The following is a 24,375-nucleotide window of genomic DNA, read 5'->3' as shown; positions in this document are numbered from 1 at the left end:
CATCCTTCAATCACTTTTATTGTAGCGGATTATACGAAGTGACAGCGGCAAAACGATCCAACTTTGTTCCAAATGCGTATTACTCAGCACATCTCATTTATTGCGTTTCGCTATGTCTACAGGCCTCTACCTTTTCAGCAACGACCTTAGAATTTCAGACAATGCCCTGCTACAACGCCTGTTTCAGCACTGCGAACGGATCATTTTTGTTTACACACCGCTTAACTCATTGCTAGAAAAGCGCCACACTGGCTACCAAAAACAGCTAACTTCACTATGTGTTCGCGCGTTTACCGGGCAAACGCTAAATCAGCTTGCACAGGACTTAAATAACCACGGGCATAATCTGTATTTTGCTCGCACGCACGACGAAGTCATTCGTATCGTTAAGGAACATGAGGTAGAGGATATTGCCATTGCCGACCAGTATGGGTGGAATGAGCTTTCGGCAATAGGCGAATTAAAACAGTATCTGCATGGTGTGAACTTTTGGCATAAATCCAATCACACCTTATTTGAAAAAGATCAGTTACCCTTTCATATTGAGGAGATTCCTGCCACGTTCAGCCGCTTTAGAAAACAAGTGGAATCGAGCGTAGGAATTCATCCTACTTTGGGGACGCCACTGCACTTTCCTGCGCCAGTGCAGTGTGATTTGCCGCTGTGCAACGCGGTGTTTAAAGAACAGCAAACCTTGAATTCTTGGTTTTCGCAAACGCCCTCTGCTGCACTTGCAGGTTATTTCAAAAGCGCTGCACCGAGTAGTTATAAACAAACACGCAATGCCCTATGGGGAGAGAAGTTCTCTACCGCATTATCACCTTGGCTTGCTAACGGTTCGCTCAGCGCGCGGCAAATGTATTCAGCACTCATAAAATACGAACACAAATGTGGCGCCAATGAATCCACCTATTGGATTTACTTTGAGTTACTGTGGCGCGAATATTTTCAGTGGCTAACACTGAAACAAGGCGCGTCGTTATTCACTTTTAAAGGGATGAGTGACACACCGCCACAAACCAGTTTTTACCCGCAGAGATACCAAGCTTGGTGCCATGGCAATACCCCCTACCCTTTAGTCAATGCATTGATGAAACAACTCAACAGTACCGGTTGGATGTCCAATCGTGGTCGGCAGATTGTCGCTAGCTGTTTTGTCAATGAACTCCTGCTCGATTGGCGCTACGGCGCGGCATATTTCGAACATCAGCTAATTGATTACGACGTTGCCAGCAACTATGGCAATTGGCAGTACATTGCCGGCGTAGGTGCCGATCCGCGCGGTGGTCGGCATTTTAATTTAACCAAGCAAACCGAGATGTTCGATCCAGACGGCAAGTTTATAGAGCATTACGGCGGTGAAAGCTTAGCGATATCTGAGCCAGACTATGTTAGTTGGCCACAAAATAGAATGTATATATGACGCAAACACGCTACACGGAAATACGCCTCATTCTGGGCGACCAGCTCAATGCCAATCATTCATGGTTCAAAACCAAGCAAGAAGATGTGCTCTACATTATCGCCGAGCTGCATCAAGAAATGCATTACACCCAGCACCATATTCAAAAGATACAGTGCTTCTTTGCGGCGATGGAGCGTTTCGCTTCAGCCTTGAGCCAAGCTGGGCACCAAGTGCTGCACCTGACCCTTGATGACACCCAAGATTTTGATTCTCTTGATGATCTCATCAAGCACTATGTCCAGCATTTCAACGCGCAGCGCTTTAGTTATCAGCTCGCTGATGAATTTAGATTGCGTGAACAAATGAGCTCACTGGATTTAGGTGATGTCGCCATTTCAGGCTACGACAGTGAACACTTTATGTTGGGCTTTGAGGAATTAAGCGATTATTTTCAAGCTGACACCCATCACACCATGGAGCAGTTTTACCGCAAGATGCGCAAGCGCTTTAACGTGCTTATGGATAACGGCAAGCCGCTGGGCGAGCAATGGAATTTTGATAAAGACAATCGCAATAAACTCAAACCTCAAGACATTGAATTGGTGCCGCCACCACTTTGTTTTGAAAATGATGTGAGTGCTATAAACGACCGTATCGCGCGCCACAAAGTTGCCACCATAGGTGATGCGAGCAACACCCTACTTTGGCCGGTCACCCGTAAACAAGCGTTACAGTTGTTGGAGCACTTTTGCGATCATTTGCTGGCGCTGTTCGGCACCTTTCAAGATGCAATGACCTGCCAAACAGATAGCAAATGGTCTTTGTATCACAGCCGTTTGTCGTTCGCGCTCAATGCCAAGATTTTGCACCCGATGCAAGTCATTAACGCGGCGATTGAGGCTTACCATGAATCAGATGGCGGCATTACCTTGGCGCAAGTCGAAGGCTTTGTAAGGCAGATTCTTGGTTGGCGTGAATACGTCAGAGGTATTTATTGGGCAAATATGCCCCACTACGCCTCACGCAATTCTTTAGATGCGCAGCGCCCACTTCCCGCATTCTTTTGGAACGCAAAAACAAAGATGAAATGCCTTGAGCAAGCAATCGGCCAAAGCCTCGATTATGGTTATGCCCACCACATTCAGCGTTTGATGATCACTGGCAACTTTTGCTTGTTATTAGGCGTACACCCCGACGAGGTCGATGCCTGGTATTTAGGGATCTACGTGGACGCCATTGAGTGGGTAGAAATGCCGAACACACGCGGCATGAGCCAATTTGCAGATGGCGGTATTATTGCCACCAAACCCTATTGTGGCGGCGGCAACTACGTCAATAAAATGAGCGATTACTGCAAAAACTGTCACTATAAAGTAACCGAAAAAACCTCATCTTCATCTTGCCCTATGAATAGCTTGTATTGGCACTTTATGGACAGACACAGAGATAAATTTGGCAATAATCATCGTATTGGTATGATCTACCGCAACTGGGATAAGCAAAGCGACGAAGCGCGCCAAGCGGTTTTGGATCGCGCTCAATGGTGCATCGACAACGTAGAGTCTTTATAAAGACATAAAAATAGATCATAAAATTAACAATTTAGTAACTAAGCTGTAAACCGTTCCCATTCTAATACACGCTTCTTTTAAACAATAATGGAAGCAACATGAAATACTCATACCTTGCAGCGGCCCTGTTGGTCGCTGGCTTGAGTTCGAACGCGCAAGCGTTTAGCCAACAAACACACAAGCGCATTGTTTTAGATGCTATTGCCTATATGCAACAAAATCAGAACTCGACTGCCTATGCCAAACTGCAACAGTACGCACAACAGAACAACATGACGATTGAAGCTCTGGCTGAGCTGCTTGGCCAAGCGGCGTATGATGTGGATGACTTTGAAGACACCTTTTTCTGTGGCGCAATGACCGGCTCATGTGTGCAAGCACCCGTATGGGGCACTGCGCAAAGTATTGTTAAATACACCAGCTACTGGCACTTTCAAAACCACACTCAGGGCGCCGACGCACACGGCAATGATTTCGGTGGTTATAACTATGAAAAGTTGACTGTATGGGGTGACATCGACAACATGGCAGCAACGTGGTTGCAAGGTGATTACCTAGATGACGGCTACGGCGGTGCAAAAGGCTGGTTTGGTGATAGCAGCAAATACAATACCTACGGCTTAACAGAAGCACACTACCGCATCGACAGCTACTCACATTACGGAATGTATGACGATTTCGAAGAAATGCCGTTCCAACCTATCGATAACCTTGGCCAATATTGGTATCAAAGTTACCTCAACAGTGGCAACCCTCAGGTACTGGGTTTTGTGTTCCACACTACAGACTTACTGCAACCTCACCACACTTGGACAACGTCAGCATTAAATCACTCAAGCTGGGAAGGTTGGGTGAATGACTATTATGACCAAGAGCAGCTTAACGACTTTACCCTAGTGAGCGATGCGATGGACTCATTCAGCGCACTTGACCCACAAAGCCAAGACATTCGCCCTTTGCTTACTGAGGGAGGCGCATTCAGTTATGCCCAAGGTGGTATAGTGCTTAACTCTGAAAGATCATTATGATCGCGTACAGATTGGCCGTATGGTCATCCCCCACGCAATCGCATTGGTGGTTCATCTGCTTAACCATGCGATGGAGCAGCGCTAATGCGTTGCTTTTTTGCTATCTTGATAGGCCTTTTGGGCCTATCTTTTACGACTCAAGCAGCGCGTGCGAGCGAACATTTACCTCGTAAGCATATCCCCAGTGAACAAGAAGTGCGCTTTATGCAAGAGGTTTACAAGCAGCACAATAGTGAACTGGTTGTGCATACACGAGCGCGATTGTTAGAAAACACCTATCTGCTGGAACAAGCTCAAAGTCACTACCCTGCACTTCTTGAGCGCCAAGCCAATGTGGGGTTTGACAACCATTATCATATCCGCCGCTATTTGCTCGATGCTTGGTTAGCTCAAGGCTGGTTTGATCCACAAACGCTAGGCACATTTGCCCCACCATCGAGCCAAAATGCGACCTGGTTAATGCACACGCTTGGCCACTACCCAAGCTCTGCGCAGATGACAGATGCGCAATTAGCCGTGCTTGAACACATCGACGTACTGCCTGCGTCAAACGGCTTTGCCGCACTCACATTCGCTGATTTCTATTCAGCGATGTCGATGCAAGTGAAGTTTCGCCTGCATCAAGGTGATATCGCAGCTTACGGTGCTGAACTCAATCGTTGGTATCAGTATCGCCAAGCCACAAACAAAATTTCGCCAAAGCTAGCCAAACAGCAGCTAACGTTGTCACGACTAGAGTACCTTGCCCTGGGCGATATATTAAGGCCAACATTGCTAAACCAACTTGGTGTGCAGGAGATGATGCACGGCCAAAGTCCAATGTTAGATACGCTTAAGGCTAATATCACCGATGCGCAAATTGACCAATATTATCAGCAACATAAAAGCCGATTTACCTACATAGAATCAGTCATGGCTCAAGGTGCGCTGTTCCGTGAGAAATCACAGGCAGATACCTTCTACGCTGAAGCGACCAAGCTTGGTGCCAATCACGCTTTTGCTCAGCAGCAAAACATTTTTGCGGATCAAGGTGGCGTGTTAACCCGTCAAGACAAACACAGAGGCTTTGCCCAGCAACTGGCTTTTACCAACCCAGCGCACACCCTATCTCGTACAGTACGCACACCAACAGGTCAGTGGCTTGTGGTGTATACAGCAGACAAACGCTACGCAACCTACCCCGCCGGCTCACAAACAGTGCGCTATCAAGCAAAGAATGACCTTGCTCGTGAGCAAGCGAAGCGCCAATACCAACAAGGGTTCATGACGTGGTTAGCACAGCTGGAGAATCAACAATGAATAAACGCATGGTCGCATTAGCACTCTTCGGCATTGCGTTAGGGCTGCTCTACTACCTAAAAAAAGAAGAGCCAAGCAGCTCAGAGAAAGAGCTGCAAACCGTTGCGCTCGCCCCAGTTCAAATGAACGTGCAGTCTGAGGCAGAGCAATATAGGCTCGCTCAACGTAACAAACTTACCGAGCCAGCGGCGGTATTAGAGCCCCCACAAATTCAAGAGCCTCTGCCAATTCGCGAACCTGATTACCTACCTCCCATCACTAAAAGGGAGGCAACAGCGAGCGGGTATCAGTATCAAGGTGACTTGGATGACCATCAGGCCTATTTACAATTCCAACATCAACAGCAAGCGGATGTAAAACAGGCCTATATTGCAGCCGCGAAAGTCAAAGTATCCGAGCTTAAAGACCTGCTCGCGCGTGGCGAGCGCGAGGGCATTAGTCACGAGCAGCTTCAATTCGCACGCGATAAAATAGCAGCTATCGAGAAAATGAGTGAACAGTTACAAACGCAAATCGAGGCACAAACAATAGCGATGTAAGCAATGGAGACTTAGCTGTGATGTTAACGGCTGTCTTAAATATTAAGTCAGCTAACTCACGTTAATGTTCTGCAATATACTCAAAAGACGTAAAAAATGGTGCTGCCTCTGGTTTATATGAAAATGACGTAACCATCGCCTCTTGAAAACATTGAGCAAATTCAGATTCACCTTTTCGCCAAGTGTTTACAACTGCCCCTTGCATATTCACCTGAGCAACCACAGTAAAGTCAGTGATTTGCAAATTTGTGCTTTGAACACACGTAGAGAAAGCATTTGATGCTAATTGCTGCTGAGCATTTATCAGCCTGTGGGTACTGCGCGAAGATAGGTTGCTTTCCATCGAGTCTGCTTTGGCCTTTGCTTCAGGAAACGTCAGTGTTCCAGCGACGCTCGGCAACGCAAGCACAAGTGCGAGAATAACAAGTCCATTTTTCATTAGTGCCTCCTTTCTTTTGCACACCAATAGGAAATTTCAAAGACCTTACGAACGAGCATAGCTGAACACTGCTACTTGTGGTACCTAATGACATAGTGCTGCTATGAGACAGCAAAAAATAAGGTAAAGAATTGAACACGAGGCCCAAAGAAGGACTTTCTATTTTTACTTTGAAAGTACGTATAAGTAAAAATCTGCACAGTGCCGCAGTTTTGGCACGCTATGTAACGAATAAAAATGGCTCGATTATGTAGATTTTAATCCTAACAATCTGATATCCAACAATAAAATAAATTACATAGCGCGCCCAGTAAGGCGCTAATAAGTAATGGCTCGTTTTTGCGCTGCGCATATTGGCTTGCTCACTGATAAAACCCCTGATAACTTATTGGTATTATTAAATAAAAAACTTTTTAGCGCAGAGTTTTGAGTTTGTGGATAACTTCCTTTATCCGAAATTCGCACTAATAAGCTGTTATAAAGCATCGAGATTTTCGTGGAAGATTTAACTACTGATGTAGATATAAGCTTTAGATTCTTAAACTTAAATAAGTTACAAGCATATACTTTGGCTAAAGAAGTTTCAGGGGCAACCTATAAAATGCCTCGAAATAAGAATTACTACGTTGGTTGCATTCCCTTAACCGAAGACACTATTCACGAGATTAACGATTTTTATGTGCGACAAATGGTAGATATATCAGAGTGCGATATTTTCGTTTCTATAGTTTCTGAATTTGATTCAAATATAGTTGATGTACCTGCCGTAGTTAATCACATGCTAAAGTACATTGACTGTAAATTAACCTATTCATTTACTGTTGTGTAAAATGCTTTATAACAAGCCAATTAAGCGCGGGACTGCTAAAGCTTGGCTCAGTTCCGCTTCGCTACACAAGTTTAGCCAAGCATTATCAGCCCCTTATTGGGGCGTTATGCATCCTGAGGTGTCTAGGTGAGCGTTAATATCATCGGAACTATTGATTTAGTGTTATTGCTAATTTGTCTTATTGCTTGGATGTATTTCGGTTTCACCAGTTTAATGCTGATCTTGGGGCTTAAAATGGCTCCAAAATTTGAAAATGCTACAAGGATTGCTTCTGCAATTTTGGACTTAACAAAACCGGATAAAAATCCAGAGGGATACAAGAGTGCAAGGTTTCACCTGTTCGGTGCGGCAATTACAATACCTTTATTTATGCTCATATTGGCAGTAAGGCATGCATAACAAACGCATTAATGAATGGTCGTCTAAAGCTTGGCTGACGCTCATTCCTCGCTAATTTTAGCCAAGCTTAATCCGCCCATTATGCGGGCGTTACACGTGCAAGGTGACATCGTGATTAAAACTGACCACATATCAATCCAGTGCCCTCAGTGTGGAGATATTGAGTTTGAGAAGCCAGAGAATCCAAAGGATGACGACTTTGTGAAATGTAATAGCTGTCATTTTGAAATCATGTTGGCAGACCTTAAAGAAGTAGGTATTGAGCAAGCTAAAGAAGTCGTCATTCCTGAAGCGAAGGCAGAAATTGAAAAAATGCTCAAAAAAGCATTTAAGGGACGCTTTAAATGAGTAATTTTGAAGTTTTAAGTTTACTTGTTTCTTCTTTGGCTGTGATAATTTCAACAGTATCTCTTACGCGCACAAGGAAATTAGCAAAAGAGCAGTTGGAACTTGAAAAAGTTACTGCAGAGCTATCTAGGCTTCAAATTGAAAGTATTGCGGAAGAGAAATCGAATAAAACCAAGCCAAAATTTAATGTAAATCTCACTAAGCTAGGTAAGTCTTATAGTTTCTATATTTCCAATACTGGTCAAGGTAGTGCCTACAATGTCAATTTTGAGTTAATTGACTGCGAAGATAGCCCTTTGTCATCTCACGACCTCAAAGATAAGTTCCCTCATCAAGAGTTAAAGCCAAACTCAAGAGTTAAACTTTTAGCAGCAATACATATGGGAAGCCCTAGAAAGTACCAAGTTAAGTTAACCTGGGAAAATGAGAGTGGTGAGAAATATGAAGAAATTTTTTGGCCTACTATATAGCACGTGTAACAAGCGCATAAAAAATGACGTCTAAAGCTTGGCTGGCGCTCATTCTTCGCTAATTTTAGCCAAGCTTAATCCGCATATTATGCGGGCGTTTGAAGCTAATGAGAACTTATGCCTCGTCGTAGAGAATTTAAAGGGATTGTGAGAAATCTCGCAGAATTGCTGAGTGGTCGAAATAATGATTATCAAGGCTATTGGGCTGTAGGTCAGTTATTTACTCTAGCGCAAGAGCATGGAGTTGATGCAATCTCGCTAGACTTAATAAATTGTAAGGGCGACATCAGTTCACCTTTACTGGTAGATATGTGCCAGTCGATGAAGTCCGAAATGAATCGAATGCTTAACGCACATAAACTCCCAAATGAATGGGTTGAGGCAGTTTCAGCTAAGTTTAGCTTTAATCAAGAATATCAGGAAAAATATCACTACTGGCGCTCTGCATTAGGCACACCTTACTTGGTTCACGTAGAAATTGAAACTGACTTAGGTTACGTAAATAAAGCTACTCAAGGTGGTAATGTAAAGCCACATGATCCCTCAAAAGAACAACGAAGAGACGGCTTCTAACAAGCCACTGAAATGGGACTCGTAACTGTTGGTTCCGCTACGCTACACAGTTTAGCCAAACATTAATCTGCCCATAAACTGGGCGTTAGCTTTACAGGAAGTATTGTGCATAAATGGTTGGTCATAATCTCTAGTTTATCTCTGATTGGATATTCTCTTTTTTCATTGTACTTACCAATGATAGTTGAAGATGCGACAACGATATCAGTTGACCATTCCATATTGGCTGATGTTGAAGCCAACTTAGACACAGCAGACACTGATACACTGAGAAGCTTAACCAAAATAATGCTTGAGGATATCAAGTCGGAACAATATAAGAATACCGAAGTTTTAGATGCGACGATTGAATTCTACAGCGCATTTGATTTTATTTTGTTGTGGTTATTACTTATTCACTTTGTTCTTGTCTTTATTTTTGTTTATAAAAGTAAACCTAACAAGAAGTATAAGAAGATCTCGTAATCGCTTGCTCGAGCCTTCGGAAGACATTTTAGCAAGCTCAACAGGGTGTTGGAGTTACATTGGATAATAGAGATGCAAAAAAAATACTTGAACAGATTGCGAGAAATTTAGTCGCTATTGAAAACCTTTCTCGAATTCTTAGTGGATTGGTTAAGGTTGAAGACAGAAAACTATACACTTCAATGTTGAAGGAGCTAATTTCAAGTAACTTCGAATTACAGGAACTCATCGGTAGAAACTTCCATAATCTTCATCCGTCTTATTTAGGATTAGAAACGTTTAGACATTTGAAGAAAAAATATGAAGACCCTGAGCATCCGATATCATTGCCTTGTGAAGAGGACTTAAAACAAGCAAGGTCGTTGTGGGAAAGGCTTCAAGATTTGCAAAGTAAATAAATAGTCGTCACTAAACAAGCCGATGAAGCGATAAAGATAAAAATAGTTAATCTATAACCGCTTCTTCGCTAAAGTATAACTCGTTAATTTACTGGCTCTTAACGAGGCGTTTTGAGAACTCGAGAAATTTAGATGGATACTATTTTATTATTGATATTCTTTGGATTTATGGGGTTTGTTCTTTGGTCAATGTTCTCCAAAACTGACAAAGGGCTAATGCTTGGTGGAAAAATTGTGCATACAGCAAATGACGAAATCACTCAAACTCAAGGAATAAAAAAGACCGCAATTCGCGTACATTTAATCGAGACAAAGAGTGGCACTAAGCAAGTTGGTATAGAGCTTTCTGATAATGCTAAGCTAGCAGCAAGTATGACACCCATAAGACTCTCAAAACAAGAAGCAGAAACGTTGATAAACATGATTAAAGAAGTAACTGATAAAACGTAACAGCGGAGCTTCATATTTTTGACTTTGTTTTTGAAAGGCTCGTGATCAATCTACCAAGTATATCTAGCAACTGAGCGCAGCGTTAACTATGACAATAGAAACATTCAACTATATTGAAGCTGGCTTGTGGTTCATCATTGGTCTGGGAATGCTCATTACGGCGTTTAATAAACGCACGGAGAGTCAGTGGTTAAAAGTTCTTCTCATTGCGAGCGTCGCGTTTATTCTATTCGGAATATCTGACATTATCGAAGCTGAGACTGGCGCGTGGTGGAAACCGTTTGAACTCTTAGTGCTTAAAACAGCCTGTGCTTTGACCTTTATAGGCTGCTACTGCAAAGGGAAGAAATTAATAAATGCGCCATCAACACACCACTAAGTAACTCAGCTCGATAACGCCACGCAGAAAACACGCGTTCACCCACAAGGAGAAGTATTAAATGGAACCAAATTACCCGAGTTACTCACTCGAAGAGCTTCATGAAGCGTTAGCAACGATAGATAAGGATGCCCATCCTGAGCGCTTAGTGACGATTCAGAATGAAATACAAAAACGGTCAAGCCAAAACCCAAAGCCCAGTGAACAGCAAAGTAAATCACGTGAGCAAAAAAAGTTGGGCACTGGCGGGCGGATATTCGTTTTTGCAATAGCGGCTATTATTTTCTACTTAGGTGTGACGGGTTATCTGGACGGTGTAATTGCTGGAAAAAGCCAAAAGTATACAAGGGAAGAAGATTCATTTATGTATTACACCCTTGTTTTGCTCTATACAGGGTTGGGGTCATACTTTATGTACTTTGCTATATTCGCCAAGGATAAGAAAGTCACCACGGAAGTGTAAAACATGGTACATAATATGTGGTGGTTCACGCGAGCACATAGTCATGGAGGTTACCACAGCGTTATGCGTTCCAAATTATTCAACCAAGCAATAATGTCTCGTCAATCGCACGAAAGTAACTTGCAGCGTTAATTAATGACGCTGCGGTGAGCTTTTCGCAGCTGTACACTTCTACTCTTTTGCCTTTTTCGTCACGCAGCTTTTTTGCGAGTAAGTCAAAGTCGCCATCCCCTGAGAGTAAAATAGCGGTGTCGGTTTGGCTGCCATATTCAATGGCATCGAGGGTAATACCTACATCCCAGTCACCTTTGGCTGAGCCGTCGGCACGTTGAATAAACGGTTTGAGCTTTACCTCAAAACCAATCGCACGCAGGATATTTTGGAATTCCCGCTGCTTGGCGTCCCCTCGGTCAATGGCGTAGGCAAACGCATGTTGAATGTCGTATTGGTTGCTCACTTCACGCCAAAACGCATTGTAATCAAAATTACGTCTGTGGCTTTCACGGCAGGTGTAATAGATGTTTTGCACGTCCACAAAAATAGCAGCTGTTGGTTTTGACGAGGTCATGATCACTGTCCTTGTTCGTATAAGTGGGTTGCTCGGGTGCGGTTAACTGATAACAGGCATCACTGTAACACACAGTGTTGAGAAGCTTGTACCAAAAGACTCATTGCCGGTAATAGTGCGTTTTCAGCGCAGGCGTTTTGCCCAATTACCTTGATGATGCAACTGGCACTGCTCTTCGGTGTCGTATTTAAGCTGTTTGGTGGTGTTTTTCAGGATGAGCCCAACTGACTTTAAAGTACTTTGAATCTCACCCTCAAGCTGACTGCGCTCGCGAGCGCCCATAAACGCATCTAGTTGTGCATCTTGCTCGAAAATGAGGGTGAGCGTGAGACTTGCTTGCGGATTTTTCCAGTCAATGTGGTGCGTTAACCAACTAAAACCAGCAACAGCTTTACAGTGATGTTCACATAACTCAGTTAATAACTCGCGCAGTTGTTTATCGCGTTTTTTATCTGTTTTCGTCAATGTAGGCACCTTAAATACTGAGCTAAAACTTAAACACGAAAAAGCCGCCCAAAAAGGGCGGCGCATCACAGGGAGATATCTTAACTGATTACTTACTTTCTAGTAAGTTGCCTTTGCCAATTTCAATTTTACGTGGCTTCAAGGCTTCTGGAATTTCACGCTCTAGGTCGATAACAAGCAGGCCGTTGGCTAGGTCTGCGCCGAGCACTTTAACGTGGTCACCAAGTTGGAACTTGCGCTCAAAGTTGCGCTCGGCAATACCTTGGTGAATAAAATTGCGCTCTTCTTTGGCGTCTTTATCGGCTTTAGTACCGGTGACTTTCAGCGTGTTGTTCTCTGACTCAATGGTCAACTCTTCGCCGCTAAAGCCCGCTACTGCCATGGTAATTCTGTATTGGTCTTTACCTAACGCCTCGATGTTATATGGAGGGTAGCTAGGTTGTTTGTCGGTGCGTGCCGCCGCATCCATTAATGATGCAAGGTGGTCAAAACCGATGAATGAACGATATAGTGGAGAAAGGTCTACTGTACGCATAATAATATCCTCAAATTTTAAGCAATATTGGTCGTTGTTTTTCTCTTGAACAAACAACTTTTATGTATAAATATCAATAACTTTAGTTTGGTTGGGACCCTTTACGGCGTCCTCATAATCATATGTATGGACGGGCAAATTCTTTTCAAGAGAAATTGCCAAATTATTTTTAAAGAAATTCGGTCTATTTAAAATAACCACATGAATATAAAGAAATTAATGAAGAAAACTTTTTTTCAAATTTTTATCATCCTGATTGTATTTTACGGTGTGAGTGCATTCCAACAGCGCAATATGTTGCCTGTTGACGACTCCCCTGCCCCGTATTTTTCACTTGAGCAGCTCAATGGCGAGCAACGATTTACGATTAAATCCCTGCAAGGGCAAACGACGGTGGTGTATTTCTTCGCGCCCTGGTGTTCAATTTGCAAATTATCCATGCCCAATTTGCAAGCTGCGATGGATGACGGAGACATCAACGCGATTGCCATCGCGCTGGATTATGAATCAAAAGAGCAAGTCGCTGATTTTGTGTCTCAAATGCAGCTCAACATGCCTATACTTTTAGGTAGCACAAATACCGCGAAGCAATATAAAATATCCGCGTTTCCCACCTATTATGTAATAGATGAATCGCTATCAATCACTGCCCGTTCAATGGGCTATTCAAGCGAACTCGGCATTAAATTTAGAGGCAAGATAAATGCTAAAAAGATTGATTAAAGGGCTGTGTGTCAATGTTCTCGTCGCAGCGTCGTATCCCGTACTCGCACTCGAGCTTCCTGCACTGCCAGAGCCTGTGAGTAATAACGCAGTTGCACAGGTGGATACCCCTGACGGTCACTTTTTTTTGAGTTTTATGGGGTTGGCAAGCGGCAAAACACACGCAGATGCGCACAACAAAGTGTGGGCACTGAACGTTGGCAAAGGCAATTGGAAAGCAATGAAAGCCGTGCCCGCATCAACGCAACTAAAAGGCCGCCTTGCCGCTACCGCTGTGGGTGTAGGTGAATATGCCTATATTTTTGGTGGTTACACAGTGGCACAAGATCACACTGAAATCTCAGTGCCTGATGTGTATCGTTTCGATGTACAAAAAGATGAATACCTTAAACTAGCCAGCATGCCAGTGCCTGTTGATGACAGCGTCGCGCTCAATTACAACAACCAATACATCTATCTGATTAGTGGCTGGCACAATGATGGCAATGTGAATTTGGTGCAAGTGTACGACATTGCCAACAACAGCTGGTCACAAGCGTCACCTTTTCTAGGCGATGCCGTATTTGGCCAAGCCGGTGCCATCACCGGTAATACCATGGTGGTGTGTGATGGTGTTAAAACCATCGCCTTTGCTGATAAACGCCGAGGTTTTGACGCCAAAGCCCAATGCCTAAAAGGCATTATTGACCCGCAAAACCCAACTAAGGTGTCGTGGCACAGCCTTGCGCACCCAACAGGTAAAGCGCATTACCGTATGGCAGCAGGCACAATCAACGGTCACATCGTGTTTATCGGTGGCTCACCCAATCCATACAACTACGATGGTATCGGGTATAATGGCAAGCCAAGTTCACCGTCGAGCCAAGTATGGCGCTTTGATATAAACAGCAACAAATGGCAACGCCAAGAACACGCGCTTAAAGCCACCATGGACCACCGTGGCTTGCTTGAATATGAGGGTGTGGCCTATCGCATCGGCGGCATGGGTGAGAAACAACAGGTTCTCGATGTTGTAACCCCCTATCGATATACATTTTAGGAGTTAACAAATGGCCAAAGCATGCGCCTACCATATTCTGGTTAAAAGCAAAGAAGAGTGTTTAGCAATTAAAGCTAAATTAGATAAGGGTGGCGATTTTAATAAGCTAGCTAAACAGTATTCCACGTGCCCTTCTAAAAAGCGCGGCGGCGATTTAGGCGAGTTCCAACGCGGTACTATGGTCAAAGCCTTTGAAGACGTAGTGTTCAAAAAGCCCCTGTTCGAAGTGCATGGGCCAGTTAAAACCCAGTTTGGTTATCACTTAATCAAAACCGTTTATCGCAGTTAATCGCTTTTTACGAACACGCGAATCGGTTTTCATTATTTTACCTCGTACTGGAACCTCGTTACACTGCTAGGCATACATTAAAGTAAAGCACTGGAGAGAATATGCTAACTGTAATTTTTGGTCGTGATGGGTGTCCTTTCTGCGTTCGTGCAAAGGAAGTTGCTGAAAAACTAACTGAGCAACGCGATGATTTTAAATTCCGCTACGTCGATATTATTAAAGAAGGGATCAGCAAAGCTGACCTAGAAAAATCTGCTGGCAAACCGTGTGAAACCGTGCCGCAAATTTTTATCGACCAAACGCACATTGGTGGCTTCACAGAGTTCGAAGCATACGCCAAAGCAAACCTTGGCTTGTACCAAGAGTAAATTTGAAAAGCCGAGCTAATAACTCGGCTTTTTCTATTTTTTTCACACCTTTGTCAGCCCCCCCAAGTCGCTAAAAACACACACTTTTGTCAACAAAGAGTTAATAACGCATTTTCGGGTTGGTTAAATTTCATACAAAACCAAGTACATAGGAAATAGTTTCAATTTATACAAGCAATTACTGGTTCATTCCTGTACAATGCGCGCCTCTTTGAATTCCTTAAGGCGTTTTAATGTCAGAACAAGTCACCTTTGAGTCGTTGAACCTTTCACCTGCAATCTTGAAAGCAGTGGATAAGTTGGGTTATGAGACTCCATCAGAGATCCAGACCCAGTGTATTCCCCTTTTACTCGACAAAAAGGATGTCTTGGGTATGGCGCAAACAGGTACAGGTAAAACTGCTGCCTTTGCATTGCCTTTATTAAACAACATCGATGCTGATGCCAAGTATCCACAGATCCTTGTACTTACTCCTACTCGTGAGCTTGCTATTCAGGTAGCTGAAGCATTCGAACAGTACGCGCAGTTCACTAAGGGCGTTGAAGTACTCGCACTATACGGTGGCCAAAGCTACGGTATCCAGCTAAGTGCACTTCGTCGTGGCGCACAAATCATCGTAGCAACACCTGGTCGTTTGCTTGACCACATCAGCCGTAAGTCAATCGACTTATCACGTTTGAGCGCGCTTGTGCTTGACGAAGCTGACGAAATGCTACGCATGGGCTTCATCGATGACGTTGAAAGCATCATGGCACAAACGCCAGAAACCAAACAAACGTGTTTGTTCTCTGCAACGATGCCAAAACAGATCCAGTCTATCTGTAACACCTATTTGCAAAATGCTGAGCAAGTACGCATTACTCCGCGTAACAGCACTGTATCAACTATCGAGCAAGTATACTGGCAAGCACGCGTTCACAAGAACAAAGCAATTGTACGCTTCCTAGAAGCGGAAAACTTTGACGCTGCTATCGTATTCGTGCGTACTCGTAACGATACCGTTCAACTAGCTGAGCTACTTGAGCGTGAAGGCTTCTCAGCTGCACCACTTAATGGTGATATGAACCAGCAAGCACGTGAACGCACTGTTGATCGCTTGAAAAATGGTTTATTAGACATCGTTATCGCAACAGACGTTGCTGCTCGTGGTCTTGACGTAGAACGCATTAGCCTCGTTGTTAACTACGATATCCCTCAAGACAGCGAAGCATACGTTCACCGTATCGGCCGTACAGGTCGTGCTGGTCGTCAAGGTAAAGCGATTTTGTTCGTTAAAGGTAACGAGCGTTACTTGCTTAAAAACATTGTGCGTCACACTAAGAGCGACATTGCTGAAGTACAACTTCCAAGCGCGAAAATGGTTGAGCAAAAGCGTATCGATGCACTTGAACTTAAGATTGCAGCGGCACTTGAGCACAAAGACAGCGAGTTCTTTGCCCAAGTTGCAAGCTCTATCGGTAACAAGCTACAGCTAAGCCAAAGCGAGCTAGCTGCTGCGCTACTTTGCCTAGCACAGCAACAAACTCCGCTTAAAGTTGAAGAAATTCAAGCGCGTGAGCGTTCTGAGCGCGGCGAGCGTAATGACCGTCGTGGTGAGCGTTCTGAGCGTGGCGAACGTGGTGATCGCAGCCGTCGTGACGGCGACAAACCTCGTCGCGAACGCCGTGAGTCAAACATGCCAATGGATACGTACCGTATCGATGTGGGTCGTGAACACGGTGTGCAAGTTAAAAACATCGTTGGTGCGATTGCCAATGAAGCTGACATCTCAAGCAAGTTCATCGGCGACATCCGTTTGTTTGATGCTCACAGCACTGTTGAGCTACCTCAAGGTATGCCAGCTGAGAAAGTTGCGCACTTCCAGAAAGTTTTCATCTGTAAGCGCCCAATGAAGCTAACACTTAGCCCAAGTGAAGCGAACGCGCCACGCGAGCAACGTGATTCACGTCCTCCACGCGAGCGTAACGATCGCAACGAAGGCAAGAAACGCAGTTTCCGTGACCCAAATGCTAAAAGCCGTGGTCCACGCAAAGAGCGTCGCGCTGTAAGCTTTCAATAAGCAAAATTAGAAAACCGCCTAAGGGCGGTTTTTTTATGCCTTATCGCCGCGTATCCAACCAACGCTGAATACATAGCGCGTACCATCTTCCACCAAGGTAACGGCATGCGCGTTAATATCTGGCCGAAATAGCTTGATACGCCTACTGGTATAAATAGGTTGCTCGCATTCGAACTCACCGCCCTTCTTGGCCGCTTTTATGACTATGTTGAGGCGATAGTGGCGGCCTGTTGCAACTGTGTCTGTATGGCGCTTAATAAAGCTGCCTTGTTTAAAGCGCAGCAGATAACAATCAAACTTGATAGGCCACAGTGCCCCCGCCAAAAACATCTTATCGTATCCTGACAATTGGCGGCCTACTTGCCACCTTAACCAACGCATAACGTGGTTCCTTGGTCTTTAATATTCAAACTATCTTGCTGTTTAACTCAGATTTTGGCAAATAGTTAGGCACAAAAAAACCGCGCCTAAGCGCGGTTTTTCAAACGAGGATGAAACCTTATAGGTCGCCTTCGTTTTCAGATAGGAACTTAGCAACACCTTCAGGGCTTGCGTCCATACCTTTTTTACCTTCAGTCCAACCAGCTGGACATACTTCACCGTGCTCACTGTGGAACGCTAGCGCGTCAACCATGCGAAGCATTTCGTCGATGTTACGGCCTAGTGGTAGGTCGTTAACTACTTGGTGACGTACTGTGCCTTCTTCGTCGATTAGGAAAGAACCACGGAAAGCAACGCCTGCTTCTGGGTGCTCAACGTCGTATGCTTGACAGATTTCGTGCTTAACGTCAGCAACTAGTGCGTATTTAACTTGGCCGATACCACCGTCTGCAACAGCAGTGTTACGCCATGCGTTGTGTGAGAATTGTGAATCGATAGAAACACCGATTACTTCAACGCCACGCTTTTGGAACTCTTCATAACGCTTGTCGAAAGCGATTAGCTCTGAAGGACAAACGAAAGTGAAATCAAGTGGGTAGAAAAAGATAACTGCTTTCTTGCCTTTGATTGTCTCGTGAAGGTTGTAACCGTCTACGATTTCGCCATTACCTAGCACTGCTGCAGCTGTAAAGTCTGGTGCCTTGCGGCCTACTAATACACCCATTTTATTCTCCAAAATAGTTTGAGTTTATCGTACTTTGCGACAGAGGCGACGACATCGCCTCGTCTGTATTTTTTCCTGCACATAGATATAGTGCTGAGCCGTTGAAAAACAACCCTCAAACAAAAAAAACATGCATTTATTCTTAGGCGCTATGTTACTGAGCTAGCGTGCAAAAGAACAATCGCATTTAACGATAGCAGCAATCGATAAAAATGATGATGAAATGAGTCGATTGTTAGGCACAAAAAAGCCCGCTTAAGCGGGCTATTCATTAATCCATAATATTCTCTGGCATGTCAGAGCGAATTTCTTGCCAAATTAGGCCGCTCTGATGACCGTAGCGACGCATTAACGTAATTGCACCATCGTGGTCATGCTTGTCTGCTAACTCAGCCAAATCTAAATAAAACTGACGAGCCAACTCACGCGTACGTGGGTCTGAGAAGTAATGGCCACCAATTTTTGAGTAGAACCCTTTGAAGCCATTGAGGATCAATACGTAAATCTTATTATTGCCCGCACTTGCTAACTGGTGGTGAACCCAATAATCATAGTCCGCAAACGCTTGGCCGGTATCTTCTACCGTATCACTCTCTGCAACGATTTCTTTTACACGCTCTGGGTTAATTTTGATCGCCGCACGCATGTAAATTGCACTCAAGTTAGTGCGCGCTGAAAGTAACTGGTCAGTCAATTCAGGCATTTTATCTTCATCTAGGCGTGCCAGCGTCTCAAGGATGTTAAGACCTGATGTTTCCCAAAAGTTGTTTACGCGTGTAGGCTTACCGTGTTGAATCGTTAACCAACCATCGCGGGCTAGGCGCTGCAATACTTCACGTAGTGTCGTGCGAGTGACGCCTATCAGCTCTGATAGCTCACGTTCGGCAGGAAGAATCGAGCCTGGCGGAAACTCACCATTCCAGATGGACTCAACTATGTACTCCTCAGCGAATCCAGCTGGGCTTTTTGCTTTAAAAATTCTCATTCAACGTCCACTTCACTACGGATTAATTCATTCTAGTTATCAGACTGATTGTACCAGATGATTAGCAACTAACAAGAAAACTTCGATCTAATGATTTTGGCGAGTGCCATTCAAAATGAGAATCTGCGGCACGATGAGATTTTGATTAGAGAGTAACACCAATGCGTAGCCCTTAAATATTAGAACTAGAAGTACTGGCTGTAGGAGCTGATGGGTAAATGAGCATGGCTAAAAAGCGATGAAAATGTGCAGAAGAAGTTTGTTTGATGGTTTCTATGCTGCGCAATTTATGTAAGCCTTAGAAGGTGGCTTTGTGCTCACAGCCGAATTTCGCGTAAGTGCCAATAGCGGAGCGCGGTAACGCCTCAATATGGGGCGTAAAAAGCTTGGCTAAAATTAGCGAAGAATGAGCGTCAGCCAAGCTTTAGACGTCCCACAAATAATTGACTTGTTATATTCAAAATTCATTAGGTTGAATAAATACAACACCTTCTTTTGTTATTTTAGTTTTTCCGTTCATGTCCTTATCGTGCCATGAACCCTTACCCATTTTTAAAGATGTAATAGCTTCGGAATGAACTGTCATTGTACTCATAGCGTATCCAACTTGGTTTCTCATCGTGGCGTCAACGGCATCTATTGGCAAAACGGTCGGATATTTAAGTTGTTCAATTTCTACATTTTCTTCATTCGTTTTAACCTGCCAAAACTCTGATTCTGTAATCCAAAGCTGATAGGTACTAGGAAATTTATTTCCAGCAGGAGTATTTATTGAAGCTATTGATAAAATTCCGCCACCTGCTGGCACTTCCATCTTTGCGCTAGAGTTTTTATATAATTTGAAATCGTTATTGGTTGTCATTTTAGGAGTAGATGATGACTCCTGTTCTATGATCTCTGCTGAATTTGAATCATTAAATTCAGGAGTTTTGTTAGAGCTATTTATTACAGCCGGAAGGATCACTTGTAGACCTAAATATGCAATAAAAACAAAGGCTATTGCAAAACCGCTACCAAACACTAATCCACTCAAAAATTTATTGAACACGCCGATCCTTCCTTTGAATGTAACAATTTAATAGTGCGCAAATCGCGCATATTTCTACCGCACAACTGCTCACTTTCTGATTACTACGTTTTTATCAAATTGGCTAACCTTTTGCTAGCTAACAAAATATTTTTAAATTGATAAAGTGGTCTGACGATATATATGCGCAAATTGCTTATTTTCCTGAATATAGGGGAAAAGATGTAAATTCTGGGGGAAAGGTCAAATGTAAAAAAGCATCAAAAGACAATAATCAATGTTCGCTTAAAGCAGACCTCAAGAGCAATTATGTTAACTCTTTTTGGGGCAAAAGTGAGTCACGAACAAAAACATACTTTGATTCTTTGGATTACCTTAGGTATTACCACACTATACTCAGCAGACATGATTGTAGCCAAATTCACTTCCCCTCTGCCTTCCCAATAGAAAATGAGATAGAGAAACAACAGATGAACGCTTCGTTTCAATACTGAACGATTAATTGGCACGATCTGATTGAATGCTGTCGTCATTGGATGTCTAGTGGCGCAATTAGAGAGTCTATAATGCCTCCATCAGTACGACGCTTAGCAAAGAGTAAGCACACTAATAGAGGCATTCAGCATGACAAACACAGCACTAATCACTGGCGCATCAAGCGGTATCGGTCTTGAACTGGCAAAAATTCACGCACGCAAAGGTGGTAACTTGATACTTGTGGCTCGCTCCGAGTCCAAACTCAATAACCTTAAAACAGAACTAGAAAATCAGTATGGTATTCAAGTCACAGTCATTGCTTTAGATTTATCTCAACCTAGCTCAGCTCAAGCGCTATTTGAACAAACCAAAGCGCGTTCTCTACAAGTCGATATGCTAATTAACAACGCAGGTTTTGGTGGTCACGGCAAATTCCATGAACGTTCTCTGGTCGATGAACAAGCAATGATGCAAGTGAACATGGTTACATTGACTAATCTGACGCACCTTTATCTAAAGGGCATGGTTGAACGTAAACAAGGAAAAATCCTTAATGTGTCATCAACCGCTTCATTTATGCCAGGTCCGTTGCAGGCGGTGTATTACGCAACAAAATCATATGTCACCTCTTTCAGCCAGGCGGTCGCAGAAGAAGTTAAAGATAATGGTGTAACCGTGACAGCACTATGCCCTGGTACTGTGGCAACGGGGTTTGTAGAAGCGGGAAATTTAGAAGGCGTTGATGCGTGGAAAAATGCAAAAACACCAAGCTCCGTTGCTGAGTGTGGCTATAACGCTATGGAGAAAGGTGAGCTAGTGGCGTTTAATGAGTCTTCGTTGAAGTTTATGCTTAACTGGATTATCCCGTTTTTACCGCGCAAGCTCGTGTTAAAAATTTCACGCCAAACAATGGAAAAGAGCACTAAATAAAGTAACGGGCTAATCTGATATAGTCGGAATCTGTAGTGTCAATAGGTTAAAGTGTTGCGATGAAAAGAGCGAGTAAGTTTGTTATACCTCCAAACTGGAAAGTGCTATTTAAAGACTTGGGAATAGAGCTTCAACACATATTAGGTTTTGCCGAACTGCCATCAAGGTTGTTTGAGCAAAATAAGGTGCAACTAACCCCGTATCAATACTTCCAACTATGGCATGGTATAGAAGCTGCCGCTAAGGTGAAAGGGATTGATATCGCGCTAAAGTTTGCGCAAGTTATGAGCTTTGAGTCATTTGATGCTCCAATATTCGCCGCAATATGCAGCGCGAACCTAAATGCGGCAGTAAAACGGCTTCAGGAATATAAACCTCTCATCGGGCCAATGTTACTCACTATTGAACAAACTGAGCAACATACTCGTATTGATATCGGTTGTTACGGCTATGACGGTGAACTGCCGAGCATGCTTAACCTTACGGAGCTAGTCTTTTTCACTCAATTGACACGGCTTGCTACTCGGTCATACGTAAAACCAGTGGAGATTATACTGCCAGAACTGCCGAATAACCTGAATGCCTATCAAGCTTACTTTGGTTGTTCCATTCGTCAAGGTTCCAAAACAAGCATTACGTTTAGTGCTGTAGACGCTGAAATGCCCTTTCTGACTGATAATCAGATGATGCTGTCTGTTTTTGATGGTGAGTTAAAGCAGAGGTTGGGGGCTGTGGCCCATCATGGTACGACTTCTGATTCGGTATCAAACATTTTGTTTGATTTGCTTCCTCAAGGTGAGAGCTCTATTGAATCTGTTTCGTCTCACATGGCAATAAGTAAACGCACTTTACAAAGAAAACTAACGAGTGAAGGGGTTAGTTATCAAACCGTCTTAAAGCAAGTACGGCTGCAATTAGCCGAACATTACTTGAATGAAACCGAGCTACCACTCATTGAGGTATCTTTCTTGTTGGGTTATCAAGAGCCAAACTCGTTTATTCGGGCTTACAGTTCATGGACTGGAGTTTCACCAGGACAAGTTCGTACCTAGATTGCGATTAGATTATGTAATTGTTGATTACAAACCTCTGGCACGCGTTGGGGCAGAAATCCGTTAGCCGAACCTCGGTGAGCAAGTTGCACTAGATGACTGTGAACGTCTCTGGGTCACTCGCTTGATACTTTTACACGTTAAAATTCAGTTGCTCACATCTCAAAAATACGAACCGCTCGATGCCAGCTAAACTATCCCGATAACTTAATTTTGCAAGTAGCCATTTAGCTAATTTAACCTTCTTACTCTAGGGTGTTTTTCAGATGCAAATTCATGGTAAATATCATCTAAATATTTTCCTAATTCACTTTCTTCCATCTCTGAAGGAATCATTACGTCAAAGACCCGTGAACGAATACCTGTGTATGACTCATTAAAAAGCTGCCATTCGCTTTCTTTTTTGATGACTGACATTTGTTTACCAAAAACGTTAAACTTTATAATCACAGTGAGTACTCCCTACAAGCAAAGGCCTGCCTATCTATATACTTTTGGGCCAAGTTTATTACAGCCTCAAACCTCAGAAAAATTATCGTAAATCATGCTCTAAAGTAAACATTGCTTTTGCACATTTACATAGCCTGAAGTATTCGACTTCTTTCAAAGCTTCTTTCATTGCATCGATAAACTATTCTTGGCAATCGAGCGGCGCGTTAATCAGCGCATTGGTTAAGACAATCAATTACCGTAAGATGTAATAAACCTTAAGCCAATTCCGACTTCTCTTCGGTAATCAAGTAACTTACGGAATTCCACAAATGGCTCAATTTCAATAAATGCCCAGTCTTTATAGACGTTTTCACGGTAGCGTACTGAGGTTAAATACGAATCTAGGCCATCGCCATATTTGTTATATTGCACACCGGCGACGAGTAATTGTTTGGGGTCTATGTTTCTTACCCAATACATCCCTGCTTTTTGTCTCGCGTGTTGTTCAAATTGGAGTTTCTGCCAACTAATAGAGACGGATAAAAGGTCTTCATCAATTGGATATGACAACACGGATTTAACTCCAGGTGCCCAGCCATCAGATGAGAAGTAATCAATTCGCGGACTGACTGTGATGTCAAAATCATCAAAGACATAATTTTTCTTGAGCTCAGCTCGCGCATACAGCTGGCCGCGAGATAGACCTAGGCGGTAGCGTAAAGACAACAAGTTTTCAAATTCGGTGAGTGACTGTAGTGCAATGTTGAGACTGTCGGAGTCACTTCTGTCAATTGGTTCGGCTTCGTAATCGAGCTTCAAATCGTCTTCATCGTCATTGTCTAACACAAGGGAAATTCTGTTCTTCCATTTTGGTAAGTAGAATTTAACCTTAAATTTAGTGTCAAAATCGGCTAAATCAGCCCGTCTTGGTAACCATGATAACTGCAAGTAGCCTTTTGCCCGTGCTTTCCCTGAGTCAGCTTCGGACTGCGACAAGCTGTCCAGCCATGTTGCGGTGTCTTGCATAAAGACGTCAAGATTGCCTCTGAGGTAATCTGCGGTTTCTTCTAAAGTGGAGTTGTTGGTCGGCTTAATATCTTGCTCTTTAGCAGTGGCCAATGACTCAGCAGGCAAAACAAGTAAACACGCTAAACAGATCACAGATAGTTTCATAATTCCCTCTTTACGCTCAATCCCTTTTTTTATTTTAAGTAGCTAAACACCACCTTATATTGACGCTTATTCGTCAAATTTCCATTAGTTCA

The 24,375-nt window shown here is 43.4% G+C and carries 31 protein-coding genes and 1 pseudogene; 22 read left to right on the top strand and 10 right to left on the bottom strand.

The window, feature by feature from the left end; translation table 11 throughout:
* The first annotated feature begins 112 nt into the window (after positions 1–112).
* From ACH19P_RS06670 to ACH19P_RS06650, 5 genes and pseudogenes are all read left to right on the top strand, one after another.
* Positions 113–1,423: a DASH family cryptochrome gene (locus ACH19P_RS06670; RefSeq protein WP_462157753.1), complete on the top strand. Its 1,311-nt coding sequence runs from the start codon at positions 113–115 to the stop codon at positions 1,421–1,423.
* A complete protein-coding gene (locus ACH19P_RS06665) occupies positions 1,420–2,976 on the top strand; it encodes a cryptochrome/photolyase family protein (protein WP_462157752.1) in 1,557 nt (518 codons plus the stop codon). Before ACH19P_RS06670 ends, ACH19P_RS06665 begins: the two co-directional genes overlap by 4 nt.
* A 98-nt stretch (positions 2,977–3,074) precedes the next feature.
* A pseudogene (locus ACH19P_RS06660) lies at positions 3,075–4,089 on the top strand (phospholipase C/P1 nuclease family protein).
* On the top strand, positions 4,089–5,303 hold the full coding sequence (locus ACH19P_RS06655; RefSeq protein ID WP_462157751.1) for a peptidyl-prolyl cis-trans isomerase: 1,215 nt from the start codon (positions 4,089–4,091) through the stop codon (positions 5,301–5,303). Before ACH19P_RS06660 ends, ACH19P_RS06655 begins: the two are co-directional and overlap by 1 nt.
* A complete protein-coding gene (locus ACH19P_RS06650; protein WP_462157749.1) occupies positions 5,300–5,842 on the top strand; it encodes a hypothetical protein in 543 nt (180 codons plus the stop codon). Before ACH19P_RS06655 ends, ACH19P_RS06650 begins: the two co-directional genes overlap by 4 nt.
* Before the next feature lie 61 nt (positions 5,843–5,903).
* Here ACH19P_RS06650 and ACH19P_RS06645 read toward each other — a convergent pair whose 3' ends face one another.
* Positions 5,904–6,281, bottom strand: a complete 378-nt coding sequence (locus ACH19P_RS06645; protein ID WP_462157747.1) for a hypothetical protein — start codon at positions 6,279–6,281, stop codon at positions 5,904–5,906.
* Between the two features lie 496 nt (positions 6,282–6,777).
* Here ACH19P_RS06645 and ACH19P_RS06640 point away from each other — a divergent pair, with 496 nt between their 5' ends.
* The 10 genes from ACH19P_RS06640 (at position 6,778) to ACH19P_RS06595 (ending at position 11,055) form a co-directional block, all read left to right on the top strand.
* Positions 6,778–7,110: a hypothetical protein gene (locus ACH19P_RS06640; protein WP_462157746.1), complete on the top strand. Its 333-nt coding sequence runs from the start codon at positions 6,778–6,780 to the stop codon at positions 7,108–7,110.
* Positions 7,111–7,236: 126 nt separating this feature from the next.
* The gene (locus ACH19P_RS06635; protein ID WP_462157745.1) at positions 7,237–7,509 is read left to right on the top strand and encodes a hypothetical protein; all 273 of its coding nucleotides are present in this window, start codon (positions 7,237–7,239) and stop codon (positions 7,507–7,509) included.
* A 111-nt stretch (positions 7,510–7,620) separates the two neighbouring features.
* Positions 7,621–7,857, top strand: a complete 237-nt coding sequence (locus ACH19P_RS06630; protein ID WP_462157744.1) for an ECs_2282 family putative zinc-binding protein — start codon at positions 7,621–7,623, stop codon at positions 7,855–7,857.
* A complete protein-coding gene (locus ACH19P_RS06625; RefSeq protein ID WP_462157743.1) occupies positions 7,854–8,327 on the top strand; it encodes a hypothetical protein in 474 nt (157 codons plus the stop codon). Before ACH19P_RS06630 ends, ACH19P_RS06625 begins: the two co-directional genes overlap by 4 nt.
* 117 nt (positions 8,328–8,444) lie before the next feature.
* Positions 8,445–8,900, top strand: coding sequence for a hypothetical protein (locus tag ACH19P_RS06620; protein WP_462157742.1), 456 nt, complete (start codon positions 8,445–8,447; stop codon positions 8,898–8,900).
* A gap of 105 nt (positions 8,901–9,005) precedes the next feature.
* Complete coding sequence (locus ACH19P_RS06615) at positions 9,006–9,365, top strand: hypothetical protein (protein WP_462157741.1); 360 nt, start codon at positions 9,006–9,008, stop codon at positions 9,363–9,365.
* 59 nt (positions 9,366–9,424) lie between these two features.
* Entirely contained in the window at positions 9,425–9,763 is a 339-nt protein-coding gene (locus tag ACH19P_RS06610) for a hypothetical protein (protein WP_347392892.1), read from the top strand.
* 132 nt (positions 9,764–9,895) lie between these two features.
* Positions 9,896–10,213: a hypothetical protein gene (locus ACH19P_RS06605; RefSeq protein ID WP_462157740.1), complete on the top strand. Its 318-nt coding sequence runs from the start codon at positions 9,896–9,898 to the stop codon at positions 10,211–10,213.
* An 88-nt stretch (positions 10,214–10,301) separates the two neighbouring features.
* Entirely contained in the window at positions 10,302–10,592 is a 291-nt protein-coding gene (locus tag ACH19P_RS06600) for a hypothetical protein (protein ID WP_462157739.1), read from the top strand.
* A 61-nt stretch (positions 10,593–10,653) separates the two neighbouring features.
* The gene (locus ACH19P_RS06595; protein WP_462157738.1) at positions 10,654–11,055 is read left to right on the top strand and encodes a hypothetical protein; all 402 of its coding nucleotides are present in this window, start codon (positions 10,654–10,656) and stop codon (positions 11,053–11,055) included.
* A 79-nt stretch (positions 11,056–11,134) separates the two neighbouring features.
* Here the strand turns inward: ACH19P_RS06595 and ACH19P_RS06590 are convergent, their stop codons facing one another.
* From ACH19P_RS06590 to ACH19P_RS06580, 3 genes are all read right to left on the bottom strand, one after another.
* On the bottom strand, positions 11,135–11,623 hold the full coding sequence (locus tag ACH19P_RS06590) for a LabA-like NYN domain-containing protein (RefSeq protein WP_462157736.1): 489 nt from the start codon (positions 11,621–11,623) through the stop codon (positions 11,135–11,137).
* 123 nt (positions 11,624–11,746) lie between these two features.
* The gene (locus ACH19P_RS06585; RefSeq protein ID WP_462157735.1) at positions 11,747–12,088 is read right to left on the bottom strand and encodes a Fis family transcriptional regulator; all 342 of its coding nucleotides are present in this window, start codon (positions 12,086–12,088) and stop codon (positions 11,747–11,749) included.
* A gap of 88 nt (positions 12,089–12,176) precedes the next feature.
* The gene (locus tag ACH19P_RS06580) at positions 12,177–12,623 is read right to left on the bottom strand and encodes an Hsp20 family protein (RefSeq protein WP_462157734.1); all 447 of its coding nucleotides are present in this window, start codon (positions 12,621–12,623) and stop codon (positions 12,177–12,179) included.
* A gap of 201 nt (positions 12,624–12,824) precedes the next feature.
* On the opposite strand from ACH19P_RS06580, the gene ACH19P_RS06575 reads away from it, so the two are divergent.
* The 5 genes from ACH19P_RS06575 (at position 12,825) to ACH19P_RS06555 (ending at position 17,102) form a co-directional block, all read left to right on the top strand.
* A complete protein-coding gene (locus tag ACH19P_RS06575; RefSeq protein WP_462157733.1) occupies positions 12,825–13,346 on the top strand; it encodes a TlpA family protein disulfide reductase in 522 nt (173 codons plus the stop codon).
* Positions 13,327–14,385, top strand: coding sequence for a Kelch repeat-containing protein (locus ACH19P_RS06570; protein WP_462157732.1), 1,059 nt, complete (start codon positions 13,327–13,329; stop codon positions 14,383–14,385). The genes ACH19P_RS06575 and ACH19P_RS06570 overlap by 20 nt, the downstream gene beginning before the upstream one ends.
* 10 nt (positions 14,386–14,395) lie before the next feature.
* Positions 14,396–14,674 (top strand): peptidylprolyl isomerase, encoded by a 279-nt coding sequence (locus tag ACH19P_RS06565; RefSeq protein ID WP_347391014.1) that lies wholly within the window; start codon positions 14,396–14,398, stop codon positions 14,672–14,674.
* Positions 14,675–14,775: 101 nt separating this feature from the next.
* Positions 14,776–15,042, top strand: a complete 267-nt coding sequence (locus ACH19P_RS06560; protein ID WP_347391015.1) for a GrxA family glutaredoxin — start codon at positions 14,776–14,778, stop codon at positions 15,040–15,042.
* Positions 15,043–15,275: 233 nt separating this feature from the next.
* Positions 15,276–17,102 (top strand): DEAD/DEAH box helicase, encoded by a 1,827-nt coding sequence (locus tag ACH19P_RS06555; protein ID WP_462157731.1) that lies wholly within the window; start codon positions 15,276–15,278, stop codon positions 17,100–17,102.
* A 33-nt stretch (positions 17,103–17,135) separates the two neighbouring features.
* On the opposite strand, the gene ACH19P_RS06550 is transcribed toward ACH19P_RS06555, so the two are convergent.
* The 4 genes from ACH19P_RS06550 to ACH19P_RS06535 form a co-directional block, all read right to left on the bottom strand.
* On the bottom strand, positions 17,136–17,483 hold the full coding sequence (locus ACH19P_RS06550; protein ID WP_462157730.1) for a 2OG-Fe(II) oxygenase: 348 nt from the start codon (positions 17,481–17,483) through the stop codon (positions 17,136–17,138).
* A 118-nt stretch (positions 17,484–17,601) separates the two neighbouring features.
* Positions 17,602–18,207 carry a peroxiredoxin gene (locus ACH19P_RS06545; protein ID WP_105200693.1) on the bottom strand — a complete coding sequence of 202 codons (606 nt, stop codon included), beginning with the start codon at positions 18,205–18,207 and terminating at the stop codon, positions 17,602–17,604.
* A 271-nt stretch (positions 18,208–18,478) separates the two neighbouring features.
* Positions 18,479–19,192, bottom strand: a complete 714-nt coding sequence (gene fadR / locus ACH19P_RS06540) for a fatty acid metabolism transcriptional regulator FadR (protein WP_462157729.1) — start codon at positions 19,190–19,192, stop codon at positions 18,479–18,481.
* 457 nt (positions 19,193–19,649) lie between these two features.
* Positions 19,650–20,240 carry a hypothetical protein gene (locus tag ACH19P_RS06535; protein WP_462157728.1) on the bottom strand — a complete coding sequence of 197 codons (591 nt, stop codon included), beginning with the start codon at positions 20,238–20,240 and terminating at the stop codon, positions 19,650–19,652.
* 603 nt (positions 20,241–20,843) lie between these two features.
* On the opposite strand from ACH19P_RS06535, the gene ACH19P_RS06530 reads away from it, so the two are divergent.
* Positions 20,844–21,626 (top strand): SDR family NAD(P)-dependent oxidoreductase, encoded by a 783-nt coding sequence (locus tag ACH19P_RS06530; RefSeq protein WP_462157727.1) that lies wholly within the window; start codon positions 20,844–20,846, stop codon positions 21,624–21,626.
* Between the two features lie 59 nt (positions 21,627–21,685).
* A complete protein-coding gene (locus tag ACH19P_RS06525) occupies positions 21,686–22,678 on the top strand; it encodes an AraC family transcriptional regulator (protein WP_462157726.1) in 993 nt (330 codons plus the stop codon).
* Between the two features lie 231 nt (positions 22,679–22,909).
* Here ACH19P_RS06525 and ACH19P_RS06520 read toward each other — a convergent pair whose 3' ends face one another.
* Together ACH19P_RS06520 and ACH19P_RS06515 are read right to left on the bottom strand one after the other, a co-directional pair.
* Positions 22,910–23,128: a DUF7661 family protein gene (locus ACH19P_RS06520; protein WP_462157724.1), complete on the bottom strand. Its 219-nt coding sequence runs from the start codon at positions 23,126–23,128 to the stop codon at positions 22,910–22,912.
* A gap of 231 nt (positions 23,129–23,359) precedes the next feature.
* Complete coding sequence (locus ACH19P_RS06515) at positions 23,360–24,283, bottom strand: hypothetical protein (RefSeq protein WP_462157723.1); 924 nt, start codon at positions 24,281–24,283, stop codon at positions 23,360–23,362.
* Positions 24,284–24,375: the final 92 nt, after the last annotated feature.

This window comes from Pseudoalteromonas sp. GB56, from assembly GCF_054923835.1.
This window is presented reverse-complemented; position numbering and strand designations above follow the sequence as displayed.